The organism is Virgibacillus indicus, from assembly GCF_002266285.1.
In the GTDB taxonomy this organism is placed as follows: Bacteria; Bacillota; Bacilli; order Bacillales; family Amphibacillaceae; genus Virgibacillus_K; species Virgibacillus_K indicus.
The window spans coordinates 33,646-53,982 of the sequence record NZ_NPMS01000003.1 but is presented as its reverse complement, the minus strand read 5'-3'; the positions used below and the strand labels follow the sequence as shown (position 1 = coordinate 53,982).

Genomic DNA, 20,337 nt, shown 5'->3' with positions numbered 1-20,337 from the left:
AAGCACAGCTCCTATTTTTCACAGATGAACATCTTACAGTGTATTAACACCTTGATACACTGTAAGCAAAAAATATGTATTAATCGATTAATACACCCTGGTATGTATTATATGATTAATACACTTTAAAAGTCAACACTAAATATTAATCGACAAAAATCAACCAGTATCTACAATTTAATTTCCCGGGAAATATTTTATGACAATTTTCTATATTATCCTCGTTATCAGCAGCAAAAAGGAAAATGCAAACAGGATTTATGCTAAAATGAACATACAAATAGGTGCAAAAGGGGAATATTGTAAGGATGAAATTAGTATCTTGGAATGTAAATGGAATACGTGCATGTGTAAGAAAAGGATTTCTGAATTATTTCCATGAAGTGGATGCAGATATCTTCTGTCTTCAGGAAACGAAATTACAGGAAGGCCAAATAAATTTGGAGCTGGAAGGCTATCATCAATATTGGAATTATGCGCTCAGAAAAGGATATTCAGGCACAGCAGTTTTCACAAAGAAAAAACCATTAAGTGTTAAATACGGGTTAGGTGAGGTCGACACACAAGAGGAAGGCCGAATCATAACATTGGAATTTGAAAAATTTTATTTAGTTAATGTTTACACACCTAATTCCAAAAGGGATCTAACAAGATTGGAATACCGGCTTGAATGGGAAGACGAGCTATACAGTTATTTAAAAGAACTGGATGACCAAAAGCCAATCATCTATTGCGGCGATCTAAATGTTGCGCATCAGGAAATCGATCTAAAAAATCATAAAACCAATCACGGAAATTCTGGATTCACTACAGAGGAAAGAGGGAAAATGACACGGCTGTTAGAATCAGGATTTATTGATACGCTTCGGCATTTTCATCCCGATACTGAAGGAATCTACTCGTGGTGGTCTTATATGAAAACAATACGTGAAAGAAATGTTGGATGGAGAATTGATTATTTCATCGTATCCAGTAGATTAAAAGATTATCTGCAGAATTCTCAGGTTCATTCACAGGTAATGGGAAGTGATCATTGTCCAATTATGCTGGAAATCGATAGGCCAGATCAGCCTGTGTAATCAGCTGTTCATCTTCCATTCATAAAGATAATTTATACTAGGCTTATAGAATGATAAAAGGAGAGAATAATTTTGAATAATTACAGCAAAATACTACTGCGTTTTTCAGCGGTTTTCGCACTTATCGGTGCCTTTTTAGGTTCGCACATGGCAGGTGCCGGCGGATACGAATTCCGAACAGTTCATGCTCATATATTAGTTGTTGGCTGGCTGTCACTATTCGCTTGGGCTGTTTACTATAAAATCTTCACACCATCAAATAAAATTCTTGCGTCGTTACATGTCTGGACCGCAATTATCGGCGCAATTGGCTTAACAAGCGGAATGTGGCTGTATTACCTGCGTCCTTTTGATCTGGGTGAAACACTTACAACTGTATTTTTTATTGTTGGTGGAACCATTTTATTGTTAAGCTTTGCATTCTTTCTGATTTTAACGTTTTTAAAAACAGAAGATGAAAAGTAATAGCTAAAGAAACCGTCACCCTATAATGGATGACGGTTTCTTTAATTAAGCACATTTTTTATGGTTTGATTAAGTTTCTTTATGTCAATGCCCTTTACTTTTTCGTTATCCAGTTCATATTTCTTTTTCAGTTCTATGATCCGGCTAACACTTTCGTCAATTCTTTCTTCAGTTATTTCTCCATTTTTCACAGCTGCTTTAATTGCATCAATTACGGACACAATGTTTTTATAGTGATGTGCTACTAAAATAATATCACTGCCAGCTTTTACAGATTGGACGGAAGCACTTCCAATATCAAAATTATTTGTGATTGCTTTCATTGTCATATCATCCGTTATCACCACTCCATTAAAATCCAGATCCTTCCGCAAGATTCCCGTTATAATTTTCTCAGACATGGAAGCTGGAAATTCAGGATCAATCTCCGGCATAAGGATATGCGCAGTCATTACAACATCAGCTCCATTTTCAATCACATGTTCAAAAGGAATCAGTTCAAGCTCCTGCAATTCCTTCAAACTCTTATTAACGGTTGGCAGCTGTAAATGGGAGTCAACTTTTGTATCACCATGCCCAGGAAAATGCTTTATAACGGATATTATATTTTGTGATTGAATCCCTTTCATTGTTTCGATTCCGAAATTGCTCACAATTTCTGGATTTTCCCCAAATGAACGATCTCCAATTACCGGGTTATCCGGGTTGCTGTTCACATCCATTACTGGGGCAAAATTAAGATTAAAACCAAATGCTTGTAACTGTTTGCCTAAGACTGTTCCGATTTCATAAGAATACTGTTTGTCATTTTTCCTCCCAACTTCTCCACTTGCAGGAAGTGAAACGAGGTCTCCTGGAAGTTTGGAAACTCTCCCACCCTCCTGATCAACACCAAGCAATACTGGCAGTGAATTTTGTTTATTCGTTTGTTTGATTTGGTTTAGCAGGTCAATCGTTGATTCTGGGCTTTCCATATTATTCTCATATAAGATAAACCCACCAATGTTATAACCTGCTATTAATTTCTTTGTTTCCTTAGTTACTTCGATTCCGGAAACTCCACCAAAAATCATTTGTCCAATCTTTTCATCCAAACTCATCTTTTGAATGATCTCATCAGTCTCAGATTTATCATCATCCACTTGTGCAACTACTGATATATGATGAACCGGTGGATTTGATTCCTTTTCAGAAGGATTTGGCAGGATCCATTTTAACTGATATTCTGTTGTAAGCTGATACACAAGTATTACTTGATCATGCGCATCATCACTATAATATCGGATATCATCAGGCTCTCCTTTAAATTGTTTAATATCCTGAAAGTGAATGCCATGTAACCTGGAATCAAACGATCTTACATCAAATATAAGATTTCCCTGATAGCCAAAGTTAATATTGTGCTTAGGATATTCCGTGTAAATACCATTCTCAGACTTCGATGTTACTTCAGGTTTTCCCCATTGTTTCGTAACCTCTTCTATTTCCGTCTCTCCTGCAATAATTGCTGCATTTGGTATTTTCCCTTGTTCTGCCAGCACATAGACTTCATTCAGCAATATTTCTGCTTCGTCTGTTTGACCTTCTTCAGATTCAGAACCGCTTTCTATTGAATCAGAGGGCTGATTCAAATCAGGGGACTTTTCAGGTTTGTCAGTCAGAAGTTGGATTCCAATAAAAATAAGAACGATAAATATAACAGCATATCCTATTTTCTTTATCATTTTAACACACCCATTAATACGATCCTTTACAAATTTGACGCTCATACCCTATATTTGTTTCAGTTTACCCATTATTTTCTTTTGGTATTTATCTAATGTAAAATAGTAAACAAACAAAAGGAGGTTAATCATAGTGAAAAAGCTCATTCCTCACATTCGTATTGAAAACTGCAAAGAAGAACTGGATTATTATCAGAAGGTGTTTGGTGGAGATATTAAAAATACGCAACTAGCGGATGGCATCGAGATGTTTAAAGGGCAGGAAGGAAAATACATTCATGCTGAATTGCATATTAGCGATCAGTGTACTATTTTTTTCGCAGATACGTTGGACAGTAAGTTCGTAAACGGCAACAATATTCTGCTTGGGCCGGAGCTTGACAGTGAAGAGGAAATTACCCATGTCTATAATAAATTGGCTGAAGATGGGGAAATTCAAATGGAATTACAAGATACCTTCTGGGGTGCAAAACACGCGATTGTCAAAGATCGCAATGGTATTTCCTGGGAGCTTAATTATACGAAATAATAAAAAGGCACCAGTACTTTATCAACTAAAATACCAGTGCCTTTTACTATTGCTTTATCTTCTTAAAATAATCTATAATGCCGAGAGAGCTTACCTGCATGTCCAGATTAATTAAAATATATACTTCATGATCATCATTGATCCCAAGTTCCCGAAGGCGCTGTCTTACTCTTGCCAACAATCGGCTCGCAAGCTCATCATACCCTTTCTCTTCGGCAATTACCTGCTCTCCTTCTTCAATAAAAACATCCAGCCATTCAGAGACCTCACGAAGTGCCTCCTCTGTATGTTCTGTCATTCCAAAATGACCATAATAAATCTTGTCCAGTTTCATTTCGAGCATACGGTCAATGGAAGTCTGCATTGCATCAGGATCAAAATGATTAGGAGAAGTTGTAGGAAGAAACAAGTCGACACCATCACGAATTAGCTGTTCATAACGAATTCCCACCGTATCTCCAGTAAACATTCCATTACTGATTGGATCATATATACTGAAATGATGCTTTGCGTGTCCCGGGGTATCTAAAAATTGAAGTGTACAATTCGCTCCAATCTTCAATTTATCCCCTTCCCCTTTTATCAGCAGTCCCTCTTCTGGAACAGGAACAATCGGGTCAAACAGTTCTGAAAAGCTTTCCCCATAGACAGCCCTCGCTCCTGCTGCCAGTTTTTTAGGGTTAACCAGATGTCTTGCTCCACGTTCATGAACCACTACTTTGGCATTGGGGCATTCTTTCAGTAAAAGACCGGCACCACCTGCATGATCAAGATGAATATGTGTAACAATAATATACTTTACCTGAGTGAGAGTGAACCCCAATGACCCTAAACCCTTTTTAATGTATTTAATAGACGGGCTCGGACCAGTTTCCACAAGAGTCAGTTCATCTTCGTCAATAACATATGTACCAGTACGCTCAGGTACATCCAAATCGAAGCCATCAATTAAATGGATTCTGTTGTCTAGTTTGATTGGATTTTTCTCATGCATGATAATGTCTCCCCTCCCATTTCTTCCTTCCATGATAGCATATATACATAATAACAACTTCTATTTAGCAGGTAAACTTTCCTTCTTTACATGCAGTAAAAATGCTATCTATTTATAAAGTCACTTTCCGCCAGAAATCCTGTAATTTCTTTAATCAGTCCCTTAGCTAGCGGCAGGTCTGGATTTCCGTATGTCTGCAGGTTCCCTCCCCGGTCTTCTGGAGCTGCTTTTAAAACATGATTCATCTTCTCAATCACTACTAACTCTGAATCACCTTTTGCTTCGTGCAGCTTTTCCGCTTCACTGACCGGGACCTGCAAATCATTTTTCCCATTAACGATTAATGCTGGTATTTCTAATTTCTTTATTTCTTCTGTTGGACTATAATGCATCCAAGATGACAGGAAAGGCTGGACTGATGGACGAAATACACTTTGCAGTTCCTGACTGACATTATCTGCTGTATTTCCCTGTTTCAGCTGCTGTAATATTTCCTCGCTTTCCTTTAGTAATTCATCCGATAACTGCTCACTAAGCTGATCTGCTAAAACTTCATCAATCGGACTTCCCGCTCCTGCCAGCGAAACAAAAGCCTCAACATTCGTTTCTTGAGCAGCCAGCATTCCTACTAAGGAACCCTGACTATGACCGATGATTCCAATTGTTGAATAGTCCTTTTCCTTTTCTAAAAACTGGATCCAGGAAATAGCATCATCAACAAATTGGTCAAAATCCATTTCTTCCTCTAGAATGACAGCTCCCTGATTTCTGCCTGCACCACGCTTGTCATAGCGAAGGCTGGCTATTCCATGTTCTTCCAACCCTTCAGCTAAAAGCTTTAAGCTGTCATTTTGAACACCAGGGGAATTGCCATCCCGATCTGTTGGACCGGAACCTGGAATAATAATCATTATAGGAAAGGTCCCATCACTATCTGGCGTTTTCAATTCACCATAAAGTGTTCCACTCTTTGTCTCAACTTCAAGGAAATCTCCATCTTCTTCAGCTATTGGTTTGACTTCTCCTCTCGTCAGCTCAAAGGGAAAGGTTTGTCCATTCTGCGTAAATGTACCCGCAATTATCCCTTCATCTATAGTTCCATCAAACATAATGAACTGATTTTGAATTTCCATCGTAAATGAAAGCTTATTTTCCTCTACTTTTATATTAGAAAGTGGGTAATTCTGTACTCCTTGCACAGGAATACTAATCGTTCCTGTCAATTGATCATCTTTTTCAAATTCCACAGTTATATTCAACGGCTGATTTGGGATTTCAATTGCTCCTGACCAGGAGCCGTCAACTGTTTCCATATCCTCGCTCTCCCCTTTCGAAAATTCTTCATTATTATCCTTACAGCCAATTAACAAAATAAGCACAATAAAAATCCAAACCAGGCCTTTTTTCATAAATATGACCATTCCTTTCGCTGCACTCTATAACCTTAGTTATGATACGTTTCCAGTTTAAAAAAGATTCAATAAAAAAAGCACTACACGAGAAGTGCAAATGCTTTTCATATCACGTATTCTCTAATGCATCTCCGACTACAGCAATTGCATAACAATCCATGGAGCAGAATATAGTACCATAAACTGCACACCATAGTTGACACCCCAGCGGTGAAGAACCCCGGCAACTAATCCTACAAGAAGCACTCCGCCAATATTTATAAGGCCAGCATCTCTGTATGCAAGCATAATAACAAGCCCAAAAAACACACCAAGCAAGGCTTCATGCGGTATGTATTTAAATACAAATGTGCAGATCTGCTGGGAATATTTTATAGTTACAAAAAATGTCAGACTTATTGCTATAACTGCACCAATAACTGTTGCAACAACGAAATCACTCATTGATAAAATATGGTGCAAATTATGATCCTCTGTGAAGACCGGCGGAGCCTCAAATAAAGCTATTCCTGGTCCAATCGCTGTTGGTGATAATGGAAGTCCGATTGCGATTAAAGGAATTAACGTCCCCGCAATATAAGCAGAGTTTGTAACCCCGTCCATGCTTGAAATTGCTCGGGATGCCTTTTTAATCGGATCCTTTATACGGCTCGTAAGTACTTCTCCCAGGAAAATTGTCATTCCAACAGGGCTCATGAAAAACGTCCCAACTCCTAAAACGGAACCTGCAGCAGATGAACCAACTTCCTTTTTATCTAATAGCTTAAACGGATTGGGAAATCCCTTTAATTTTTTTTGCCGTCTTAATGCAATATTATTTGATTTCTGGCGTGGCAGGCTATTGCGAATTTCTTTATTCATCAATTCGAACAAACGCAAAATAATTGGCCCTAAAGTTATCCCAAGGAAAAATGACGTAAAAACAGTGAAGTCTTCTGGCACAGCATCAATGCCCCAGTATAAATGTCTTAACCCTTGTATAAGCAATGCAAAAGGGATAATGGACAGTAAAGCAAGCCAGCGGTTTTTCGTCATTAGTGCTAAAAATACTGCTCCACCAAAAAATATTTGATTGGAATATTCAGCTATAATGCCACCTACTGGGATTAACAAATTTGCTAACATTAAGCTTAACGGCACTGAGATAATTGTTCCAATGACAGATCCAGATGCCATTTTTCGAATACTCACATCAGGCAAGCCATATTTTTTCAGTACCATGGCATGCTCAACCATTGGAGCAGACATTACTCCACCTGGTATGCCTGCTATTGCTACAGGTATGGAATCCGTTAACTTTTTGGCTACAATTGCTGAGATAAAAAAAGCTAATATGACAATTGGTTCCATACCAGTCAGAACCAACACCAGCGTAACAGGTGCCAAAACAGCTGTTTCATCTGTTCCTGGTGCGATACCGATTATTGTGTATAATACTGCACCAAACATGGATGCTGCAATCATTTCTAAAATTAATGTTATATCCATTCTTACTTCTCCTCATCATCTATATAACTAATTGTTCGTTTTGGCTTGATAATCAAACTGCAAATTAAGAAACCTATAACTACACCTATTAATCCAAACATGAGTTCTTTCGATGGATCATTTGGGGCGATGAGGTAGCCTCCCAATGTAGTTATGGTACAAATTGCAATACTTATCAGCAGATCTTTAGGACTTACAATATCTTCCCAGACCTCAATATTATCGCCATCATTTTCTGTGTGATCTTTATTAGCTGGTGTTTGCTTAGACATGATACTACTCCTTTAAATTGTTTATAAAAATATATTATACAGCTTTTTTTCTTCTTTATAAAATAGAAGATATGGATAGAGTAACATTCAATTTTTACTGCTCCTGCCAGTTGTATATAACAGACGCATAACTTATTTATTTCTGCTCAGAATAGTAAAGACTAAATTTAATGGAGGTAATATCATTGCAAAATCAGCAGCAAAATCTAAATATGCAGAATTCAACCCAGATGCCAGCACAGCAAAGTCATGGCGGTCATGAACTTTTTGATTCACATGAAGCAATTTCAGGGTTAATCGGAGGTATGGAGCAAGGACTTTTATACGAACAGCATATTCAGGATCCAGAGTTAAAGACAATGATGCAGCAGCATAAGACATATTTAACTCAGCTTTACAATACGATTGTAGAAACTTTAAAAACTGGTCAGGAACCACAAGTTAAAACTCAAACCTACAATATGGCATCAGATAATAATGTCACATATGGAATGCAGCCATCACAGCCTAAAACTCCTGCCCAGTCTGTGAATGAATTGAATGATCAATGTATTTCCAGCTTCATGATGGCAAATCTGAAATCCTGTGCGTCATCTTTTACCATGACTTCACTTGAGGCAACGAACCCTGTTTTAAGAAGAGTGTTTGCAGATAGCATTCCAAACCTGATTGAAATGGCATATGAGATATTTCTATACCAAAACAAACACCAATATTATCAGGTACCTCAGCTAAAACAGGAGGATATGCAAATATATATGAACAGCTTTGCTCCAGTTCAGGGTGGTACAATGCCACATTAAAAAAATCGAGTTTACATTATCTCAGCAACATAAATAAATATTGCAACACTTCAGAAGCCTGGATAAACCTGATTTATCAGGCTTCTGATATTTTAATAATACAACTTATAAGGCAAATCCAAAACAGCAGATCGAGATTAAAATTTCCCAATCTGCTGCTGCATTATTAACATCTTAAAAGAAAACCGTTATGCTAATCAGCGGGACACCCTTATCTAATCCAGCAATCGATTATTTTCATCCACAGACATTACTCTTGCTGGTCTTTCAGCATCCACGCTGGCATAAATCCCGTCACCATTACAAACACTGCATTTATATTGCCACCCCTCATCATCTGCGAGCATTCCAGTTCCCTCACAGGCTTTACATGTATTTTCTCTGCTTGTCATTTGATAGCCTCCTTCTAATTATGATTTAATCTTTCGGTCTTTTACCCAGTTGATTATTCCGCCTTTTAACATGATTTCCGTTTGACGTTCCGATAATGTGTGCCTGACTTTTATTTGATGATTTTTTCCTTTTACACTGATAGTGAACTCATTTCCGCCACTAACCTTTGCTCTTAAATCCGTTGCCTCAAGGATATCTCCCTGCATAAGCAAGTCATAGTCTTCCTCATTGACAAAGGTTAGAGGAAGCACACCAAAGTTAACCAGGTTCTGCCAGTGAATTCGTGCAAAATCCTTCACCAAAGCAACCCTTAGCCCCAAATACCTAGGTGCTAAAGCAGCATGCTCACGGCTCGATCCCTGACCATAGTTAAATCCGCCAATTATCGCATGACCACCCTTTTCAACAGTTTCCTTACCCCGTTTATAGTAAGTGTCATCAATAATTTCAAAAGTAAATTTGCTGATTTCCGGAAGATTACTCCGGAATGGAAGTACTCTTGCGCCACCAGCAAGAATTTCATCCGTTGAAATATTATCACTCATTTTTAATAATACAGGGATTTCAATTTGATCCGGCATTTCGTCCATCTTTGGAATAGAAGCGATATTAGGCCCCTTATGCAAGGTTACATTTTTAGCTTCTTCATATGGCAATGGCTTGTCGAGTAAATTTTCATCCACCGTTGGATTTTTCGGGTCTTTTACTTTTGGATAATCTATATCCATTGTCCTTGGATCCGTAATAACACCAGTTAATGCAGATACAGCAGCAGTTTCCGGACCACATAAATAAACACTATCCTCTTTTGTTCCTGACCTTCCTGGGAAATTTCTTGGGGTGGTTCGCAAACTATTTCTTCCCGATGCAGGTGCCTGGCCCATTCCTATACATCCATTACAACCAGCCTGGTGCATCCGTCCACCAGCCTGAAGCATGCTAGCAATATGACTCTCTTTTACCAAATCCGTAAGCATCTGTCTGGATGTAGGATTAATATCAAATGAGACACCATCTGCAATATGACGATCTTTAACAATTTCTGCCGCTACAGCAAAATCACGGAATCCGGGGTTTGCCGATGATCCAATATAGGATTGATAGATTGGTGTTCCTGCTACCTCAGCAACCGGAACTACATTTCCAGGGCTTGAGGGTTTTGCGATCATTGGTTCCACCTCGGACAGATTCAATTCTTCATCAATATCATAAGTTGCTCCCTTATCTGCAACTAATTCAATCCAATCGTCTTCTCTCCCTTGCTCTTTTAAAAAACGCTTGATTTCTTTATCGGAAGGAAAAACAGTTCCTGTTGCTCCAAGCTCTGCACCCATGTTTGCAATAACATGCCGGTCCATTGCACTTAAATGTTTTAAACCAGGACCATAATATTCTATTACACGCCCAACCCCGCCCTTCACATCATGTTTGCGAAGGAGTTCCAAAATCATATCCTTTGCACTGACCCAGTCAGGCAGTTCACCAGTTAACTTGATCCCCCATACTTCCGGCATTTTCACATAAAATGGCTCTCCAGCAATAGCTAAGGCAACATCAATCCCCCCTGCTCCCATCGCCAGCATCCCCATACAGCCATTTGCGCAAGTGTGACTGTCTGACCCGAGCAATGTTTTTCCAGGCTTCGCCAAACGCTGCATATGAACGGGATGACTGACACCATTGCCAGGACGGCTATGATATAGGCCAAATCTTCTTGTGGCACTATGTAAAAATAAATGATCATCCGGGTTTTTACTATCTACCTGAATCAGATTATGGTCCACATACTGGGCGGATGCTTCCGTTTTTGCCCTCTCCAGTTCCATTGCCTCTAGCTCCAGCATTACCAATGTACCTGTAGCATCCTGTGTCAGTGTCTGATCAATTTTAAGTCCAATTTCAATTCCCGGTTCCATCTTTCCCGAAACCAAGTGATCTTTTATTAATTTTTGCGTTATATTTAATGGCATAAAAATTACCTCCTTATTTCTTAGTATATGAATAAAAGTGATAATTATTTGAAGGGAAATTAAGAAAAGAAGCGAATCTAATTCATAGGTACTAACGTACAAATAAGGAGTATAAAACTAAGGGAGCTGGAGAAATGAATAATCACGAAATTGACTACAAACTTTATGGGGATGACATGCAATTTGTGGAAGTTGAACTTGACCCGCAGGAAACAGTAATTGCAGAGGCTGGCAGCTTAATGATGATGGATGATCAGATTCAAATGGAAACCATCTTTGGTGACGGTTCTGAAAAACAAGGAAGTGGAATTATGGGGAAACTTCTTGGAGCCGGAAAGCGTGTGATTACCGGGGAAAGTCTGTTCATGACAACATTTACCAATGAAGGCGCAGGAAAAAAGCATGTTTCCTTTGCATCTCCCTATCCAGGAAAAATCATTCCAATGGATCTAAGTGAAATTAATGGAAAATTAATCTGTCAAAAAGATGCATTTCTTGCAGCAGCAAAGGGCGTCTCTGTTGGAATTGAGTTCCAGCGTAAAATTGGAACAGGCTTCTTTGGCGGAGAGGGCTTCATCATGCAAAAGCTTGAAGGAGATGGAATGGCTTTTGTGCATGCCGGTGGAACGATTCATAAAAGAGTGCTTGAACCTGGTGAAACATTACGAGTCGATACAGGGTGCCTTGTAGCAATGACTGGAGGAATCGACTATAACATTGAATTTGTTGGTGGAGTCAAAACGGCCCTATTCGGAGGAGAAGGTTTATTTTTCGCTACTTTAAGAGGCCCTGGAACTGTTTGGATTCAATCTCTTCCATTCAGCCGACTTGCAAGCAGAGTATTCGCAGCAGCTCCAGAAAGAGGCGGGTCCAAAGGAGAAGGAAGCATCGCCGGCGGATTATTTGATATTTTAGGCGGCGACCGGAAATAGCATTTTTTTCAAATAGTAAACGGCTCATTTATACACATACTAATTCTGCAATCTACTTTAAATGAGGTGGGATGACATGGGAAGAGATGAACACAGAAAGTCAAAAAATAACTTTCTTTCACAAACCCCTAAGAATCAGCTAACCGATGGCATTGATGTAGAATTTGCAGAGGAATTTGCCGACCATAATGATAAACAGGCTCAGGCAAGAAGCCGCGCAGCAGATAAACGGGCTAAACGCGGGAAATAGTTTTTATCAGAAGCGATTCATTGCGATGAATCGCTTCTGATGTTTTTGGTTTCGGACGGATATCTTTCACATTTAATACAACCTCATCATTTGCTTCCCATTAAACAAATTTGTACAATTATCCATAATACCAAGATAAAAGCGAGGAATTTTTATGAGCAAAAAAAGCGTCGATGATTATTTGACTGAAGGAATTTATGGTACAAGAAGGCCTAAGGAAGCAGAACGGGAACAATTTCTGGGAACACTGAGGGAGCGAATTGTGCTTGCTTTAACAAAGGGACAGGTAATGTCTGATAAGGGGCTTAATGCGCTGGAAGAAGCAATGAAGAAAAATAAAGGTGCCGAGCTTTTGATCAATGGTCAAGTTGCATATAAATTTTTAAAAGAAGAAAAGGCTCTGGCAAAAAAATACAATATTGCCTATACAACCATTACAGATAACGAAAATGAGACAGATATTGGGGCTGTATTAACCTATGATCATGCGATAGATAAAGAAGAAATTTTTATGAAGGAGCAAGAAACAGAAGAGTATGAGAAAGAGCCGGAAAAATCGGAGTCACTTCTATCTAAATTAAAAAACTGGCTCAGTTAAGTAAATGGACGAATACAGGATCTGTACTCGTCCATTTTTATTTATTTCTTCCTTGGGCCGTACTCCTGTCTTGCAATCTTGAAAAAGGATGCCCCCATTAGCAGTATGACGACCGAGAACGGCAATGCTGCTATGATGAGCATATTTTGCAGACCCTGTGTTCCACCAAAATAGACGATAATGGCAGCAACAGCCGATTGCACAATTCCCCATGTTATTTTTACTGTATTCGCCGGATTAATCTCTCCGTTCGTGCTGAGCATTCCCAATACAAATGTTGCCGAATCGGCTGATGTGATGAAGAAAATGGCAACCACAAATATGGTTATAATTGACATTAATGTTCCCAGTGGATATTCAGCAAGAACTCCGAAGGTTGAAGTCTCCAAAGAAAACTCAGAAATTTTTGCGATGCCATTTTGCTCCAGGTTCAATGCTGACACCCCAAAGACTGCAAAAAAGATAAAACAAACAATTGCCGGTACAAATAATACTCCAAGCATAAACTCCTTCACTGTACGCCCTTTTGAAATACGTGCAATGAAAATACCTACAAATGGTGCCCATGATACCCACCAGGCCCAATAGAATATTGTCCAGCCGTTAATCCAGCTTCTGTTATCTTCGTTAAGTGGCGCTAATCGCAAACTCATATCAAAAAAGTCGGAAACATAACTGCCGAGTGTTGTTGTAAACATATTTAATATATAAAGGGTTGGACCAACAATGAATAACAGCAGCAGTAATATAAATGCAAGTCCCATATTAATATTACTCAAATATTTTATTCCTCTGCCAATACCAGACCAGGCCGATCCAATAAATAAGACAGTGGCAACTACTAAAATGATTAATTGGTTTATAAAAGTTTCCGGTATTCCAGATAAAAAGGATATGCCGCCATTGATTTGAGCAGAGCCAAATCCAAGTGTTGCAGCTACCCCTATGACCGTAGCAAAAACCGCCAGCGTGTCAATCAATTTCCCAGGTATTCCACCCATGCTTTTTTCACCAAACAACGGGACAAGTGTAGCACTGATTAACCCTGGAGTATCGCGGTGAAATTTGAAATATGCTAATACTAATGCAACGATTCCATAAACTGCCCATGCATGTACACCCCAATGAAAAAAAGAATATTTCAGACTGTCTCTGATGGCAGCATCCGTTCCAGGTTCAGCAACCGGGGAGTCCAGAAAAGCATGCGAAATCGGTTCAGCGGTGGTCCAGAATACAAGCCCCATCCCCATTCCCGCACTGAACAGCATGGCAAACCATGAAAGCAAGCTAAATTCGGGCTTATCATTTTCCTTTCCTAATTTTACTCTGCCATATCGGGAAAATATTAAATAAACACAAAATGCCAGCATGAGTACAACAATCAGTAAATAATACCAGCCAAAATTGACAGATATAAGTGATGTTATATTTGCTGTAAATGCCTCCAGCTGCTCAGGTGCGATCGAACCCCAGATCACTACAGCCAGACATATAATAAGGGAGTACCAAAATACTCTCGTAACACTTTTCATATATTCACCCTCCTAAGTATTTTTTTGCTGAATCACAAGTTTTTAATAATGTATTTTATGTCTTGCTTATGTACTTATTTTTTTGAAAAACTATTTATAACACTAGCAAAGTTTTTACCCATATTTCAACAATTTTAAACAAATAATAATAAGTAACCAAATAACAGGGATAATAATTGTTGGAGGTGTTTGCAATGAATCAGCCCTATCGTTGTCCCAACTGTAAGACAAACCGTTCACGTTTTAACATTATCGAACAGATAGCAAAACCGGTCAAATTAGATAGTGAAACAGGTGAAATAATGGAAGACTACGCTGATGCAAATCTGGAAACTTATCATGTTTCTTATAATGGCCCCTTATATAAAATTCAGTGTGGAGTTTGCGGACTTGTTGAAAATGAACAGTCTTTCATTAAGTTTGCCGAATACCATCAAAATTAATGCATCAGAACAATAACATCACTCAACTAGCTGGGTGATGTTTTTGTTTTGATGTATTTATATACATACTTTTAGTGCTTTTAAACATCCATTTTTGTATGTTATACAACTAATACACTTTTCAGAATAATCCTTTGCCATAATAGAGGAAATTGGAAAGGAAGGTGTAATCCATTGCTAAAGATAAATAATGTAAAAAAACATTACGGAGAAATCCAAGCATTACATGAAGTATCTTTATTTATTCCTAAAGGAAGCTGTTATGGTCTTGTTGGTCCAAATGGTGCTGGTAAATCTACATTAATAAAAATTCTTGCCTCCATTATTCATGACTATAAAGGAGAGGCCCTCATTGATGAGAATGTTCTTAATCGAGGATTAAAGGAGCAAATCGGTTATATTCCACAGGATATTTGTTTGGAAGAAGACATCTCAGCAGCAGGGAATTTATATTTCTTTGGAAGACTGTATGGGATAAAGGGGAAGGTATTGCGGCAGCGGGCACAGGAAGTGTTGCAGCTTGTGGGACTGAGCGAACGAAGTAAAGATAAAATATCGACTTTTTCCGGCGGAATGAAGCGCCGATTAAATATTGGATGTGCACTTATGCATGATCCAAAACTCATCATTATGGATGAACCTACGGTAGGAATTGATCCACAGTCACGAAGGTACATTTTCCAAATGATAGAAGGACTAAAAAGTAAAGGCTGCACCATCATTTACGCCAGTCACTATATGGAGGAGGTTGAAAGACTTTGTGATCATGTTGCATTCATTGACAAAGGAGAAATTATAGAAAAAGGTTCTGTATCGGAACTGCTTCAGAAATTTGCAATACCATCAATTTTCATAAGAGGAAGTCATATCAATTCCGAAGTGCTTGAACAATATGGATCATTTATTAATAAAAATGACGGATATCTGCTATCAACACAAGAACCTCTAAACGCCATGGAAAACATCATTAAATATTGCCGTCAAAACAAGATTGATATCGATCGTCTTGAACTCGTCCACCCACGGCTGGAGGATGTATTCTTTACATTGACCGGCAGCAGTCTTCGGGAATAATTTTTATCAGGAGGAATAAAAATGAATGCTATAATGGTAATGGAATTAAAGAAACATGTTCAGGACAGAGGATTACTTTTTTGGATGCTGATTTTACCGATTATCTTTACGGTATTATTCATAGCCATGTTCACTGCAAATACGGATGATGCAACAAGGCAGCAAGTCATCCTCTCTATTGTTCCGGGGTATGTTGTCATGTTTGTATTTTTTATTATGATATCAATGGTTTCCGCATTTATTAAAGACAGAGATAAGGGGATGACGACGAGAGTTGCAAGCACACCTATCTCCCCTTACTTTTATCTGCTTGGCAAATGGATTCCATTTATGTGTATTGTTATAATTCAGGTTATTGTATTATTTTTATTTGGAAGGCTTGTCTACGACGTTCCACTAGGTCAACCTATCATTCTGCTGATTCTTTCCATATTTTTAACGTTTACAGTTACGGGAGTCGGATTGGCATTAGCAGTTATTGTAAGAACAGAAAATATGGGTATCGCCATTACACAAATTGTTGCTTTGGGTGGTGCAATGCTAAGCGGGCTATGGGTACCACTGGAAATGATGCCTGATTTCATGCAAGCGATTAGTCGTTTTCTTCCACAATATTGGGCACATCAGGCTTTTCAGGATGCCATGGCAGGTAATATCGTATTCACTGAACTAATGCAAACACTTCTTATATTATTTGGAATTGGTATTGCCGGGTTTGTTATAGCAATTCTTCGATATCCATTTTTCCTGAAGCGTGCCGTACATTAAAAGAGTTTGGGTTCTGTCCAGGGGGTTTGTACATGAAAGTAAACATTGATATTGATGAGAATTATGAGGAGGACTCCATAACCATAAAGGCAAAGGAATGGTCTGAGGAGCTGGAAGAGATTGTCAAAGTAATAAAAAAAAGAAAACAGCCTCGGCTTTTTGGTGTTGAATCTGATCAAACAGTTCTTCTCGCTCCTGAAGAGATTGATTTTATTTTTGCTGAACATAGAAAAATATTTGCAACTGTGAAAGATCGACAATTTGAAATAAAGATGAAGCTTTATGAAGTAGAAGATATTTTGATTCCTCATGAATTCATGCGGTTTTCGAAATCTGTTATCGGTAATCTTAATCGTATTGCACGATTTGAATTATCATTTAACGGAAACCTCTGTGTTTATTTTCACTCTGGAAATAGAGAATATATTTCGAGAAAATATGTGGGACCAATAAAAGAAAAACTGATTAAGGGAGGGCAATAATATGATTGTAGAAATACTTAAACGCAGCATGATTGGAATAGCCTTCGGTGGTATATTTACATTTATTGCCCTTACTATTATGAAATTCAGTGAGTTTGAATCAACTGTTTCAGAAATATGGATGCACATGGGCGCAAGTTTTTTAATAGGCATCTACTTTGGCATATCTTCCCTTATCTTTGGAAGCGATGGCAGCAATATGCTGCAAAAGACAATCATTCATTTATTTCTATCCCTTACAGTCTGGTATATTATTGCATTAAGTGTGGGCTGGATACCATTTACAATTGTATCCATTATTATTAGTACCTTAATATTCATAATTATGTACATGTTGAATTGGACTGGATATTATCTGTATTATAAAAAAGTGGAAGCTTCATTAAATGCCCATTTACAGAATAAGGAATAAAGCTGGCAGCATCAAAATCGAAATTGAACTTGAGCTCTGTTACACTTGATCTACTAGGTTAAGGAGGGATTTCATGCGTTTGGAAAATAAAAAGGTTATTGCACTTGTGGAAAACGACTTCGAAGACCTTGAGCTTTGGTATCCTGTTTTACGTTTGCAGGAAGAAGGAGCACAGGTAGATTTAGTTGGTAAAGAAGCAAATAAAAAGTATATCGGAAAATATGGAGTTCCCGCAGAATCGGCATATGCATTTACTGATATTAGTGCGGATGATTATGACGCCATCCTTGTTCCTGGCGGCTGGGCTCCGGATAAATTGAGGCGCTATCCCGAAGTGCTGGAATTCATCAAAAAAATGAATGATGCAAAAAAACCGATCGGACAAATCTGTCATGCTGGCTGGGTGCTTATTTCAGCAGATATTTTAAAAGGGAAAAAAGTGACAAGTACACCTGGAATTAAAGATGACATGGCTAATGCTGGTGCAACATGGAGCGACGAAGCTGTAGTAGTTGACGGTCACCTCGTATCAAGCCGCCGGCCACCTGACCTGCCGCCATATGTAAAAGCATTGGCGGATAAATTGGCTGTACAATAATACCCCACTCCCGCCAGTTTGCGGGAGTTTTTTAATTAGTTGCTTTACACAAAGAAAGCGATTTCATATACTAATAGTAATTATTAACTATTCAGGAGGGTAATGATGGAACAGATAAAAGAGGGTACTTTATTATGGAAACCAGATGAAAGCTGGAAGGAGCAATCAAATATTTATGATTATATGAAATGGATAAAAATACATAAAAATTTAAATTTCGAGGACTATCACTCGCTCTGGCAGTGGTCTGTCGAAGAAATAGAAGCTTTTTGGGAATCACAGTGGGAATATTTTGATGTACAATCCAAACAACCGTACAACATGGTCTTGAGCTCCCATCAAATGCCTGGAACTAAATGGTTTGAAGGGGCCGAAATCAACTATACAGAACATATTTTCAGGAATCGCCAAATGGATAAACCGGCAATTATCCATTCTTCGGAGAATCGTGATAAAGCTGAGATTACTTGGGGCCAGCTTTATGAAGATACTGCAGCTTTGCAGCAAACGCTAAAAGAATTGGGTATCGAAAAAGGTGACCGGATTGTTGCATATATGCCGAATATCTATGAATCTATTGTTGCCTTCCTTGCGTCTGCAAGTCTTGGAGCAATCTGGTCAAGTGCTTCCCCTGACTTTGGCACACAGAGTGTCATCGATCGATTTCAGCAGATTGAACCAAAGGTAATGATTACCGTTGATGGCTATCGCTATGGCGGAAAGGATTTTGACCGTACCAAGGTAGTGGAAAGCATTCAAACTGAGCTGCCAACATTGAAGGCAACAATTGCCATTCCATACCTTAATCAAAATTATCATTTCAGCCGGCTTAAAAATGTGAGACTTTGGAGCGAGGCAATAAAATCGGATAAACAAGTTCCACTCACATATGAACATGTCCCATTTAATGACCCACTGTGGGTGCTTTTCTCCTCAGGAACAACTGGAAAGCCTAAACCAATAGTCCAGAGTCAGGGCGGAATCCTGCTGGAGCATTTGAAAGCACTGACTTTCCACGCTGACTTAGGTGAAGATGACCGTTTCTTCTGGTATACGACAACGGGATGGATGATGTGGAATTTCCTTGTTGGTGGTTTACTTACAGGCAGCACCATCATTTTATATGATGGAAATCCAGCTTATCCGGATAAAAAAATGCTTTGGAAGTTTGCTGAAGAAACAAAAATGACTTTGTTCGGAACAAGTGCAAGCTATATTACAGCATGTATGAAGGAAGAGCTTAAGCCTGGTGAGGAATTTGACTTAAGTAATCTGAAGAGTATCAGCTCAACAGGATCTCCATTACCGCCTGAAGGATTCAGGTGGTGCTATGATAATGTGAAAGAAGATTTATGGATTGCATCAGTAAGTGGCGGGACCGATGTTTGCACAGCATTTATTTTAGGGGCACCGATTTTGCCGGTTTATGCTGGAGAGCTGCAATGCCGTGGACTTGGTGCTAAAATTGAAAGCTTTAATGATGATGGAGATCCAGAAATAAATGAAGTTGGTGAGCTTGTCTTAACGGAGCCCTTCCCTTCGATGCCGATTTACTTTTGGAATGACGAAGACGGCAGCAGAATGCATGATAGTTATTTTGATATTTTTCCTGGTATTTGGTGTCATGGTGATTATTTAAAAATTACTGATCGCCATACCTGTGTGATTTACGGACGATCAGACGCCACAATTAACCGCGGAGGGATTCGGATTGGCACAAGTGAGATTTACCGGGCAGTGGATCAGGTCAATGAAATTGCTGACAGCCTGATTGTCGATATACCAAAGGATAATGGAGATTCGCTGACCCCTTTATTTGTGCAGATGAAGGATGGATTTACACTAACTGAAGAAGTCGGGAAAGCTGTTAAAAAACAAATCCGAACACAATGTTCTCCAAGACACGTGCCAACAGGGATTTATGAAGTAACCGACTTACCTAAAACGTTAAACGGGAAGAAACTTGAAATTCCAGTGAAGAAAATACTTATGGGGAAATCTGTTGATAACGTAGTCAATAGAGGCTCATTGAATAACCCTAAATCGCTGGATTATTTTATACAGTTTGCTAAGGAACAGCTGTAGCTGAAAACAAATTAGTTTACTAGATTAAGTGGCG

The 20,337-nt window shown here is 38.7% G+C and carries 22 protein-coding genes; 14 read left to right on the top strand and 8 right to left on the bottom strand.

Annotated elements, in window-relative coordinates:
* Positions 1–308: 308 nt before the first annotated feature.
* Both CIL03_RS07830 and CIL03_RS07825 read left to right on the top strand, forming a co-directional pair.
* The gene (locus tag CIL03_RS07830; RefSeq protein WP_094885280.1) at positions 309–1,079 is read left to right on the top strand and encodes an exodeoxyribonuclease III; all 771 of its coding nucleotides are present in this window, start codon (positions 309–311) and stop codon (positions 1,077–1,079) included.
* Positions 1,080–1,151: 72 nt separating this feature from the next.
* The gene (locus CIL03_RS07825) at positions 1,152–1,544 is read left to right on the top strand and encodes a hypothetical protein (protein ID WP_094885279.1); all 393 of its coding nucleotides are present in this window, start codon (positions 1,152–1,154) and stop codon (positions 1,542–1,544) included.
* Between the two features lie 41 nt (positions 1,545–1,585).
* Here the strand turns inward: CIL03_RS07825 and nagZ are convergent, their stop codons facing one another.
* Positions 1,586–3,268: a beta-N-acetylhexosaminidase gene (gene nagZ, locus CIL03_RS07820; protein ID WP_094885278.1), complete on the bottom strand. Its 1,683-nt coding sequence runs from the start codon at positions 3,266–3,268 to the stop codon at positions 1,586–1,588.
* A gap of 133 nt (positions 3,269–3,401) precedes the next feature.
* Here nagZ and CIL03_RS07815 point away from each other — a divergent pair, with 133 nt between their 5' ends.
* Positions 3,402–3,797: a VOC family protein gene (locus CIL03_RS07815; protein ID WP_094885277.1), complete on the top strand. Its 396-nt coding sequence runs from the start codon at positions 3,402–3,404 to the stop codon at positions 3,795–3,797.
* 46 nt (positions 3,798–3,843) lie between these two features.
* On the opposite strand, the gene CIL03_RS07810 is transcribed toward CIL03_RS07815, so the two are convergent.
* From CIL03_RS07810 to CIL03_RS07795, 4 genes are all read right to left on the bottom strand, one after another.
* Positions 3,844–4,791: an MBL fold metallo-hydrolase gene (locus tag CIL03_RS07810; RefSeq protein ID WP_094885276.1), complete on the bottom strand. Its 948-nt coding sequence runs from the start codon at positions 4,789–4,791 to the stop codon at positions 3,844–3,846.
* Between the two features lie 104 nt (positions 4,792–4,895).
* Entirely contained in the window at positions 4,896–6,200 is a 1,305-nt protein-coding gene (locus CIL03_RS07805; protein WP_094885275.1) for an alpha/beta hydrolase family protein, read from the bottom strand.
* Positions 6,201–6,338: 138 nt separating this feature from the next.
* Entirely contained in the window at positions 6,339–7,691 is a 1,353-nt protein-coding gene (locus tag CIL03_RS07800; protein ID WP_094885274.1) for a tripartite tricarboxylate transporter permease, read from the bottom strand.
* A 2-nt stretch (positions 7,692–7,693) separates the two neighbouring features.
* Positions 7,694–7,963 carry a hypothetical protein gene (locus CIL03_RS07795; protein ID WP_094885273.1) on the bottom strand — a complete coding sequence of 90 codons (270 nt, stop codon included), beginning with the start codon at positions 7,961–7,963 and terminating at the stop codon, positions 7,694–7,696.
* Positions 7,964–8,148: 185 nt separating this feature from the next.
* Between CIL03_RS07795 and CIL03_RS07790 the strand changes: the two genes are divergently transcribed.
* A complete protein-coding gene (locus CIL03_RS07790) occupies positions 8,149–8,766 on the top strand; it encodes a spore coat protein (protein WP_094885272.1) in 618 nt (205 codons plus the stop codon).
* 215 nt (positions 8,767–8,981) lie between these two features.
* On the opposite strand, the gene CIL03_RS19805 is transcribed toward CIL03_RS07790, so the two are convergent.
* Positions 8,982–9,158, bottom strand: coding sequence for a hypothetical protein (locus tag CIL03_RS19805; RefSeq protein WP_165767915.1), 177 nt, complete (start codon positions 9,156–9,158; stop codon positions 8,982–8,984).
* A gap of 18 nt (positions 9,159–9,176) precedes the next feature.
* On the bottom strand, positions 9,177–11,129 hold the full coding sequence (locus tag CIL03_RS07785) for an aconitate hydratase (protein ID WP_094885271.1): 1,953 nt from the start codon (positions 11,127–11,129) through the stop codon (positions 9,177–9,179).
* Positions 11,130–11,263: 134 nt separating this feature from the next.
* Here CIL03_RS07785 and CIL03_RS07780 point away from each other — a divergent pair, with 134 nt between their 5' ends.
* The 3 genes from CIL03_RS07780 (at position 11,264) to CIL03_RS07770 (ending at position 12,909) form a co-directional block, all read left to right on the top strand.
* The gene (locus tag CIL03_RS07780) at positions 11,264–12,061 is read left to right on the top strand and encodes a TIGR00266 family protein (RefSeq protein ID WP_094885270.1); all 798 of its coding nucleotides are present in this window, start codon (positions 11,264–11,266) and stop codon (positions 12,059–12,061) included.
* 76 nt (positions 12,062–12,137) lie between these two features.
* Positions 12,138–12,311: a YfhD family protein gene (locus CIL03_RS07775; RefSeq protein ID WP_094885269.1), complete on the top strand. Its 174-nt coding sequence runs from the start codon at positions 12,138–12,140 to the stop codon at positions 12,309–12,311.
* A 154-nt stretch (positions 12,312–12,465) separates the two neighbouring features.
* Positions 12,466–12,909, top strand: a complete 444-nt coding sequence (locus CIL03_RS07770; RefSeq protein ID WP_094885268.1) for a YueI family protein — start codon at positions 12,466–12,468, stop codon at positions 12,907–12,909.
* 41 nt (positions 12,910–12,950) lie between these two features.
* On the opposite strand, the gene CIL03_RS07765 is transcribed toward CIL03_RS07770, so the two are convergent.
* Complete coding sequence (locus CIL03_RS07765) at positions 12,951–14,441, bottom strand: BCCT family transporter (protein WP_094885267.1); 1,491 nt, start codon at positions 14,439–14,441, stop codon at positions 12,951–12,953.
* Between the two features lie 194 nt (positions 14,442–14,635).
* On the opposite strand from CIL03_RS07765, the gene CIL03_RS07760 reads away from it, so the two are divergent.
* The 7 genes from CIL03_RS07760 to CIL03_RS07730 all read left to right on the top strand — a co-directional run bounded on the left by CIL03_RS07760 (position 14,636) and on the right by CIL03_RS07730 (position 20,303).
* Positions 14,636–14,884, top strand: a complete 249-nt coding sequence (locus CIL03_RS07760) for a DNA alkylation repair protein (protein ID WP_094885266.1) — start codon at positions 14,636–14,638, stop codon at positions 14,882–14,884.
* Between the two features lie 174 nt (positions 14,885–15,058).
* Complete coding sequence (locus CIL03_RS07755) at positions 15,059–15,958, top strand: ABC transporter ATP-binding protein (protein WP_094885265.1); 900 nt, start codon at positions 15,059–15,061, stop codon at positions 15,956–15,958.
* A 21-nt stretch (positions 15,959–15,979) separates the two neighbouring features.
* The gene (locus CIL03_RS07750; protein ID WP_094885264.1) at positions 15,980–16,726 is read left to right on the top strand and encodes an ABC transporter permease; all 747 of its coding nucleotides are present in this window, start codon (positions 15,980–15,982) and stop codon (positions 16,724–16,726) included.
* A gap of 32 nt (positions 16,727–16,758) precedes the next feature.
* Positions 16,759–17,208: a LytTR family DNA-binding domain-containing protein gene (locus CIL03_RS07745; protein WP_094885263.1), complete on the top strand. Its 450-nt coding sequence runs from the start codon at positions 16,759–16,761 to the stop codon at positions 17,206–17,208.
* Between the two features lies 1 nt (position 17,209).
* Positions 17,210–17,620 carry a DUF3021 domain-containing protein gene (locus CIL03_RS07740; RefSeq protein ID WP_094885262.1) on the top strand — a complete coding sequence of 137 codons (411 nt, stop codon included), beginning with the start codon at positions 17,210–17,212 and terminating at the stop codon, positions 17,618–17,620.
* A 73-nt stretch (positions 17,621–17,693) separates the two neighbouring features.
* A complete protein-coding gene (locus CIL03_RS07735) occupies positions 17,694–18,218 on the top strand; it encodes a type 1 glutamine amidotransferase domain-containing protein (protein WP_094885261.1) in 525 nt (174 codons plus the stop codon).
* Between the two features lie 105 nt (positions 18,219–18,323).
* Positions 18,324–20,303: an acetoacetate--CoA ligase gene (locus CIL03_RS07730; protein WP_094885260.1), complete on the top strand. Its 1,980-nt coding sequence runs from the start codon at positions 18,324–18,326 to the stop codon at positions 20,301–20,303.
* Positions 20,304–20,337 lie beyond the last annotated feature (34 nt).

Bases quoted from the DNA above. Each gene is read 5' to 3' on its own strand.
- CIL03_RS07830 (WP_094885280.1), top strand. From the start codon at position 309: ATGAAATTAGTATCTTGGAATGTAAATGGAATACGTGCATGTGTAAGA.
- nagZ (WP_094885278.1), bottom strand. From the start codon at position 3,268: ATGATAAAGAAAATAGGATATGCTGTTATATTTATCGTTCTTATTTTT.
- CIL03_RS07810 (WP_094885276.1), bottom strand. From the start codon at position 4,791: ATGCATGAGAAAAATCCAATCAAACTAGACAACAGAATCCATTTAATT.
- CIL03_RS07805 (WP_094885275.1), bottom strand. From the start codon at position 6,200: ATGAAAAAAGGCCTGGTTTGGATTTTTATTGTGCTTATTTTGTTAATT.
- CIL03_RS07800 (WP_094885274.1), bottom strand. From the start codon at position 7,691: ATGGATATAACATTAATTTTAGAAATGATTGCAGCATCCATGTTTGGT.
- CIL03_RS07795 (WP_094885273.1), bottom strand. From the start codon at position 7,963: ATGTCTAAGCAAACACCAGCTAATAAAGATCACACAGAAAATGATGGC.
- CIL03_RS19805 (WP_165767915.1), bottom strand. From the start codon at position 9,158: ATGACAAGCAGAGAAAATACATGTAAAGCCTGTGAGGGAACTGGAATG.
- CIL03_RS07785 (WP_094885271.1), bottom strand. From the start codon at position 11,129: ATGCCATTAAATATAACGCAAAAATTAATAAAAGATCACTTGGTTTCG.
- CIL03_RS07780 (WP_094885270.1), top strand. From the start codon at position 11,264: ATGAATAATCACGAAATTGACTACAAACTTTATGGGGATGACATGCAA.
- CIL03_RS07775 (WP_094885269.1), top strand. From the start codon at position 12,138: ATGGGAAGAGATGAACACAGAAAGTCAAAAAATAACTTTCTTTCACAA.
- CIL03_RS07770 (WP_094885268.1), top strand. From the start codon at position 12,466: ATGAGCAAAAAAAGCGTCGATGATTATTTGACTGAAGGAATTTATGGT.
- CIL03_RS07765 (WP_094885267.1), bottom strand. From the start codon at position 14,441: ATGAAAAGTGTTACGAGAGTATTTTGGTACTCCCTTATTATATGTCTG.
- CIL03_RS07760 (WP_094885266.1), top strand. From the start codon at position 14,636: ATGAATCAGCCCTATCGTTGTCCCAACTGTAAGACAAACCGTTCACGT.
- CIL03_RS07750 (WP_094885264.1), top strand. From the start codon at position 15,980: ATGAATGCTATAATGGTAATGGAATTAAAGAAACATGTTCAGGACAGA.
- CIL03_RS07745 (WP_094885263.1), top strand. From the start codon at position 16,759: ATGAAAGTAAACATTGATATTGATGAGAATTATGAGGAGGACTCCATA.
- CIL03_RS07740 (WP_094885262.1), top strand. From the start codon at position 17,210: ATGATTGTAGAAATACTTAAACGCAGCATGATTGGAATAGCCTTCGGT.
- CIL03_RS07735 (WP_094885261.1), top strand. From the start codon at position 17,694: ATGCGTTTGGAAAATAAAAAGGTTATTGCACTTGTGGAAAACGACTTC.
- CIL03_RS07730 (WP_094885260.1), top strand. From the start codon at position 18,324: ATGGAACAGATAAAAGAGGGTACTTTATTATGGAAACCAGATGAAAGC.